Genomic DNA, 5,444 nt, shown 5'->3' with positions numbered 1-5,444 from the left:
GGCGGGTGAGATTGACCTGGCCGTCGAAGAAGACTTCGCCCTCGTCCGGCCGGGTCTTGCCGGTGACGATGTCCATCATCGTCGTCTTGCCGGCGCCGTTGGGCCCGATGATCGCCCGCATCTCACCCCTGTCGAGCACCAGCGACAGGTTGTTGATGGCGCGAAAGCCATCGAAGGAAACCGAGACGCCGTCGAGATAAAGGATGGTGTTCGACTTGTTCATGTTCGCTCACTCCGCCGGCTGCGGCTCGGACCCGGTGGTCGACCAGGCGCCCGGCGTCTGTGCCGCGGAGCGAACGATCTTCGGCTGCGGCATCTCTGGATCGGCGCCGGCTTCCGCGGCAAGTGAGGCCGCGCGCAGCGCCTTGGCCCTGCCGCGCCAGCCGTCCCACATGCCCACGATGCCCTTGGGCAGCAGCAGCGTGACCGCGACGAACAGCCCGCCCAGCGCGAACAGCCAGAATTCCGGCAGCACGCCGGTGAACCAGGATTTGCCGGCATTGACGAGCAGCGCGCCGATGATCGGGCCGACGATGGTGCCGCGCCCGCCGACGGCGGTCCAGATCACCACCTCGATCGAGTTCGCCGGATCGAATTCGCCGGGATTGATGATGCCGACCTGCGGCACGTAGAGCGCGCCGGCGATGCCGGCCATGATTGCCGAGACGGTGAAGGCGAAGAGCTTGACGTTCTCCGCCCGCCAGCCAAGGAAGCGGGTGCGGCTCTCGGCGTCGCGCACGGCCATCAGCAGCTTGCCGTATTTGGAACGCACGATGGCCGCGGTCACGAAGACGGCAAGCGCGAGCGTGACGGCGCTCGCCGCAAACAGCGCCGAGCGTGTCGCGTCCGCCTGCACGCTAAAGCCGAGAATGTCCTTGAAATCGGTCAGGCCGTTGTTGCCGCCGAACCCCATGTCGTTGCGGAAGAAGGCGAGCAGCAGCGCATAGGTCATCGCCTGGGTGATGATCGACAGATACACGCCGGTGACGCGGCTGCGGAAGGCGAACCAGCCGAACACGAAGGCAAGCAGGCCGGGCACGGCCAGCACCATCAGCGCCGCGAACCAGAAATGGTCGAAGCCGTACCAGAACCAGGGCAGCTCCTTGTAGTTCAGGAACACCATGAAGTCGGGCAGGATCGGATTGCCGTAGACGCCGCGCGAACCGATCTGGCGCATCAGATACATGCCCATCGCATAGCCGCCGAGCGCGAAGAAGGCGCCGTGGCCGAGCGAAAGGATGCCGCAATAGCCCCAGACGAGATCGAGCGCGAGCGCCAGCAGTGCGTAGCAGAGATATTTGCCGACCAGCGCCACGATGTAGGGCGGGATGTAGAAAGCGCTTTGCGGCGACACCGCGAGGTTGAGCAGCGGCACGATGGTGGCTGCCGCGAGCAGCGCGACGACCGTAATGGCAATGCGGTGGTCGGCGGAAAAGAAGCGCTGCGCGATCATGCTTCCACCGCCCTGCCCTTCAGCGCGAACAGGCCGCGCGGGCGCTTCTGGATGAACAGGATGATCAGCACCAGGACGACGATCTTGCCGAGCACCGCGCCGACATAGGGTTCGAGGAACTTGTTGACAATGCCGAGCGAGAAGGCGCCGACCAGCGTGCCCCACAGATTGCCGACGCCGCCGAACACCACGACCATGAAGCTGTCGATGATGTAGCCGCGGCCGAGATTGGGCGACACGTTGTCGATCTGGCTGAGCGCCACGCCGGCGATGCCCGCAATGCCGGAGCCCAGCGCGAAGGTCAGCGCGTCCACCCAAGGTGTCTTGATGCCCATGGAGGCCGCCATGCGCCGGTTGGCGGTCACGGCGCGCATCTGCAGCCCCCAGGGCGTGCGCTTCATGACGTAGAGCAGGACGCCGAACACCGCTAGCGCGAACACCAGGATCCACAGCCGGTTCCAGGTGATCGCGAGCTGGCCGATATCGAACGAACCCGACATCCAGGACGGGTTGCCCACCTCCTGGTTGGTCGGCCCGAAAATGGTCCGCACCGCCTGCTGCAGGATCAGCGAAACGCCCCAGGTGGCCAGCAGCGTCTCCAGCGGACGGCCATAGAGGAAGCGGATGATGCCGCGCTCGATCGCGAGCCCGACAAGCGCCGCGACCAGGAAGGCGAGCGGCAGCGCGATCACCAGCGACCAGTCGAACAGGCCGGGAAACGAGGTGCGGATCACCTGCTGGACGACGAATGTGGTATAGGCGCCGAGCATGACCATCTCGCCATGCGCCATGTTGATGACGCCCATCACGCCGAAAGTAATGGCGAGGCCGATTGCGGCGAGCAGCAGCACCGATCCGAGCGAGATGCCGTACCAGATGTTCTGCCCCGCATCCCACAATGCCAGCGTCGAATTGATACTCGCGATTGCGGCCGTCGCCGCTTCCTTGACCGTTCCGGAGGCGTTGGCCTCGACGGAGGTGAGGAGCGAGAGCGCGTCGCGGTCGCCGCGGGCGCCGATCAAGGCAATTGCGGCGAGCTTGTCCGTATCGGGCTTGTCCGAAACCAGTATGGAAGCGCCACGCGCCTGCTCCAGCAAAGCCTTGACGCTCGCCACGGTTTCACTGGCGATCGCCGCGTCGAGCGGCTCGATGTTCGCAGTATCAGGTGTCTTGAACATAGTGTCGGCGGCGGCGATGCGGACAGTCGGATCCTTGGAACCAAGCGTCAGCGTGCCCAATGCATCGCGGATGGTGCGGCGCAAGGTGTTGTTGACGCCAATCTGGGTCAAGTCATCTGCGGAAGCCTCGCCCGCTGCCTCGCCGCTCAGCGGGTCGAAAAGCTGGATGCTGTCGCTGCCTTCCTTGCCGACAAACACCATCGAGTCGGCGGCGCGAATGTAAAGATTGCCTTCCGCCAATGCAGCAAGCGGCCGTTCGACAGCCGGATCGCCTGTGGCTGACAACTCGCGAACGATAACTCCAGTCTCGGAAAAGTCCGCAGCTGTCGCGAATTTGGCGATGATGGCACGCAGATCGGCTTCCGCAGCGCCCGAGGACGACAGCGTCGTCAGCAGGAACAAAAGCGTGAGGCCAATCGCACGGAAAATCTTCATCGGTATTTGGCGACCCTTGAGGGTTTAATGGGCGTCCGGACGGTGGAGGAAACCATCCGGACGCGCGCGGTCTTGGGCTCGGACCTGATGGTCCAGCCCGGGAGGATCAGTTCGTGCCCTTGCCGCCGCACTTGCCGGTTTTGACATTGAAGTTGCCGCAGCTGAGCGGCGCGCGCCAATCGGAAATCAGGTCCTTGGAATCGGGCAGGTAGTCGGACCATTCGTCGCCCATCACCAGGCCGGGCGTCTTAGAGACCGTCTGGAACTGGCCATTGGCCTGGATTTCACCGATCAGCACCGGCTTCGTGATGTGGTGGTTCGGCATCATCGCCGAATAGCCGCCGGTCAGGTTCGGCACCGAAACGCCGACCATGGCGTCGATGACCTTGTCCGGATCGGTGGTGCCGGCCTTCTGGACCGCCTTCACCCACATGTTGAAGCCGATATAGTGAGCTTCCATCGGGTCGTTGGTGGTGCGCTTGTTGTTCTTGATGAACTTGTGCCAGTCGGCGATGAACTTCTTGTTGTCGGGCGTGTTGACGCTCTCGAAATAGTTCCAGGCGGCGAGATGGCCGACCAGTGGCTTGGTGTCGAGACCGGCGAGCTCTTCCTCGCCGACCGAGAAGGCCATGACCGGGATGTCCTCGGCCTTGATGCCCTGGTTGCCGAGTTCCTTGTAGAACGGAACGTTGGCATCGCCGTTGACGGTCGAGACCACCGCGGTCTTCTTGCCGGCCGAGCCGAACTTCTTGATCGCCGAGACCTCGGTCTGCCAGTCGGAGAAGCCGAACGGCGTGTAGTTGACCATGATGTCCTCGGCCGGCACACCCTTCGACTTCAGATAGGCTTCGAGGATCTTGTTGGTGGTGCGCGGATAGACATAGTCGGTGCCCTCGAGCACCCAGCGCTTCACCGAGCCGCCATCGGCGCTCATCAGGTAATCGACGGCCGGAATGGCCTGCTGGTTCGGCGCAGCGCCGGTGTAGAAGACGTTGCGCTCGCTCTCCTCGCCCTCATACTGGACGGGATAGAACAGGATGTTGTCGAGCTCCGAGAACACCGGCAGCACCGACTTGCGCGACACCGAGGTCCAGCAGCCGAACACCGCCGCGACCTTGTCCTTCGAGATCAGCTCGCGCGCCTTCTCCGCGAACAGCGGCCAGTTGGACGCCGGGTCGACGACCACGGCTTCCAGTTTCTTGCCGAGCAGGCCGCCCTTGGCGTTTTGCTCGTCGATCAGCATCAGCATGACGTCTTTCAGCGTCGTCTCCGAAATCGCCATGGTCCCCGACAGCGAATGGAGAATACCGACCTTGATCGTGTCTTCCGCCGCTTTGGCGGAAGCCGACGCCAGCAGGCCAGCCGCGACGACGCCCGCCGACAGGATCTTTGTTATTTTCGCGAAGTTACCCCTCATATGACACGCTCCCAAGCTTGTGTTTGCACCGCATCATAGACTGTGCAAGCGACGTGCCAGACGGGAATGCGCGCAACGGAATTGCGGGATAACGATGCGATTACAGCCGGTTAACCAGTAGCCGGGAAATTTTTCGATCTGCCGTCCCGCGACCAAGTGAGAAAAGTTTACGCAGCGCTGCCTAGATTCTGCCCAAATGGCAAAACTGCCTTAAAATTCATCAGGCGCGCAAAGACTGGCTGATCGGTCCTGTTGCAGGGCCATGGTAAAGTAGGGCAAGGTCGCCGCGCAAACGAGCGACGTCATGACCCTGCGAACGATCCTGAGCTTCCTGCTTCTGCTGTCCGCCGCCGGCAGCGCGCAAGCCGATTTCACCGACGGCAAGCTGCCCGACGGCGCCTATCACTGCGAGGTCTACCTGCTCGGCCTGTTCCTCGATCTTGGCGTGATCACCATCAAGGGCAACCTCTATAGCGGGCCGGTGACCTTCGGCGCCACGCCGCAAGCCTACGACTACCAGATGAACCCCAATGGCGAGATCACCTGGCTTGGCCCGCTCGGCGGCTACACCAGCGGCGGCAACTCGATCTCGATGACCCAGGCGACGCTCGACGACCCGAGCGGCCCCTCCTTCGACATCATCATGAAGCAGCAGGACGGCGCCTTCACCGCCTCGACCTGCACCAGAAGATAACGTCCGGCTTCACACAAAAAAGGCGCGGAACCGATTAGGATTCCGCGCCAGCAGGCAGTCGGGAGGATGAACGCAATTCCAGGAAAAGTGCTTAGCGGTTTTTCGTCCGGAATTGCGTCAAACAAAAAATAGCTGGAGCGGGTCGGCGGTAACGCCGAACCGCTTCAGATGGTCTTGGCCGACATCTGCGCCGCGATGTAGTCGGCCTGACGGATCGCCAGTGTCACGATGGTCAGCGTCGGGTTCTCCGCCGCGCCGCTGGTGAAC

General features: G+C 62.9%; 5 protein-coding genes. 1 reads left to right on the top strand and 4 read right to left on the bottom strand.

What is annotated here, in order from left to right; translation table 11 throughout:
- The 4 genes from EOA23_RS31045 to urtA all read right to left on the bottom strand — a co-directional run.
- Window positions 1-223: ATP-binding cassette domain-containing protein (locus EOA23_RS31045; RefSeq protein ID WP_127306922.1), on the bottom strand; the 223-nt coding region annotated here is incomplete at its 3' end.
- Between the two features lie 6 nt (window positions 224-229).
- Window positions 230-1,453, bottom strand: a complete 1,224-nt coding sequence (urtC, locus tag EOA23_RS31040) for an urea ABC transporter permease subunit UrtC (protein WP_127306921.1) — start codon at window positions 1,451-1,453, stop codon at window positions 230-232.
- Entirely contained in the window at window positions 1,450-3,066 is a 1,617-nt protein-coding gene (gene urtB / locus EOA23_RS31035) for an urea ABC transporter permease subunit UrtB (protein WP_127306920.1), read from the bottom strand. The genes urtC and urtB overlap by 4 nt, the downstream gene beginning before the upstream one ends.
- Window positions 3,067-3,172: 106 nt before the next feature.
- Window positions 3,173-4,483 carry an urea ABC transporter substrate-binding protein gene (gene urtA, locus EOA23_RS31030; protein ID WP_127306919.1) on the bottom strand — a complete coding sequence of 437 codons (1,311 nt, stop codon included), beginning with the start codon at window positions 4,481-4,483 and terminating at the stop codon, window positions 3,173-3,175.
- 304 nt (window positions 4,484-4,787) lie between these two features.
- Between urtA and EOA23_RS31025 the strand changes: the two genes are divergently transcribed.
- Window positions 4,788-5,177 carry a hypothetical protein gene (locus EOA23_RS31025; RefSeq protein ID WP_127306918.1) on the top strand — a complete coding sequence of 130 codons (390 nt, stop codon included), beginning with the start codon at window positions 4,788-4,790 and terminating at the stop codon, window positions 5,175-5,177.
- Window positions 5,178-5,444: the final 267 nt, after the last annotated feature.

This window comes from Mesorhizobium sp. M2A.F.Ca.ET.042.01.1.1, from assembly GCF_003997405.1.
Classification (GTDB): Bacteria; Pseudomonadota; Alphaproteobacteria; order Rhizobiales; family Rhizobiaceae; genus Mesorhizobium.
The sequence above is the reverse complement of the archived record's forward strand: the minus strand, read 5'-3'. Positions and strand labels throughout refer to the sequence as shown.

Coding starts and splice junctions, on each gene's coding strand:
- urtC (WP_127306921.1), bottom strand. CDS start 1,453: ATGATCGCGCAGCGCTTCTTTTCCGCCGACCACCGCATTGCCATTACG.
- urtB (WP_127306920.1), bottom strand. CDS start 3,066: ATGAAGATTTTCCGTGCGATTGGCCTCACGCTTTTGTTCCTGCTGACG.
- urtA (WP_127306919.1), bottom strand. CDS start 4,483: ATGAGGGGTAACTTCGCGAAAATAACAAAGATCCTGTCGGCGGGCGTC.
- EOA23_RS31025 (WP_127306918.1), top strand. CDS start 4,788: ATGACCCTGCGAACGATCCTGAGCTTCCTGCTTCTGCTGTCCGCCGCC.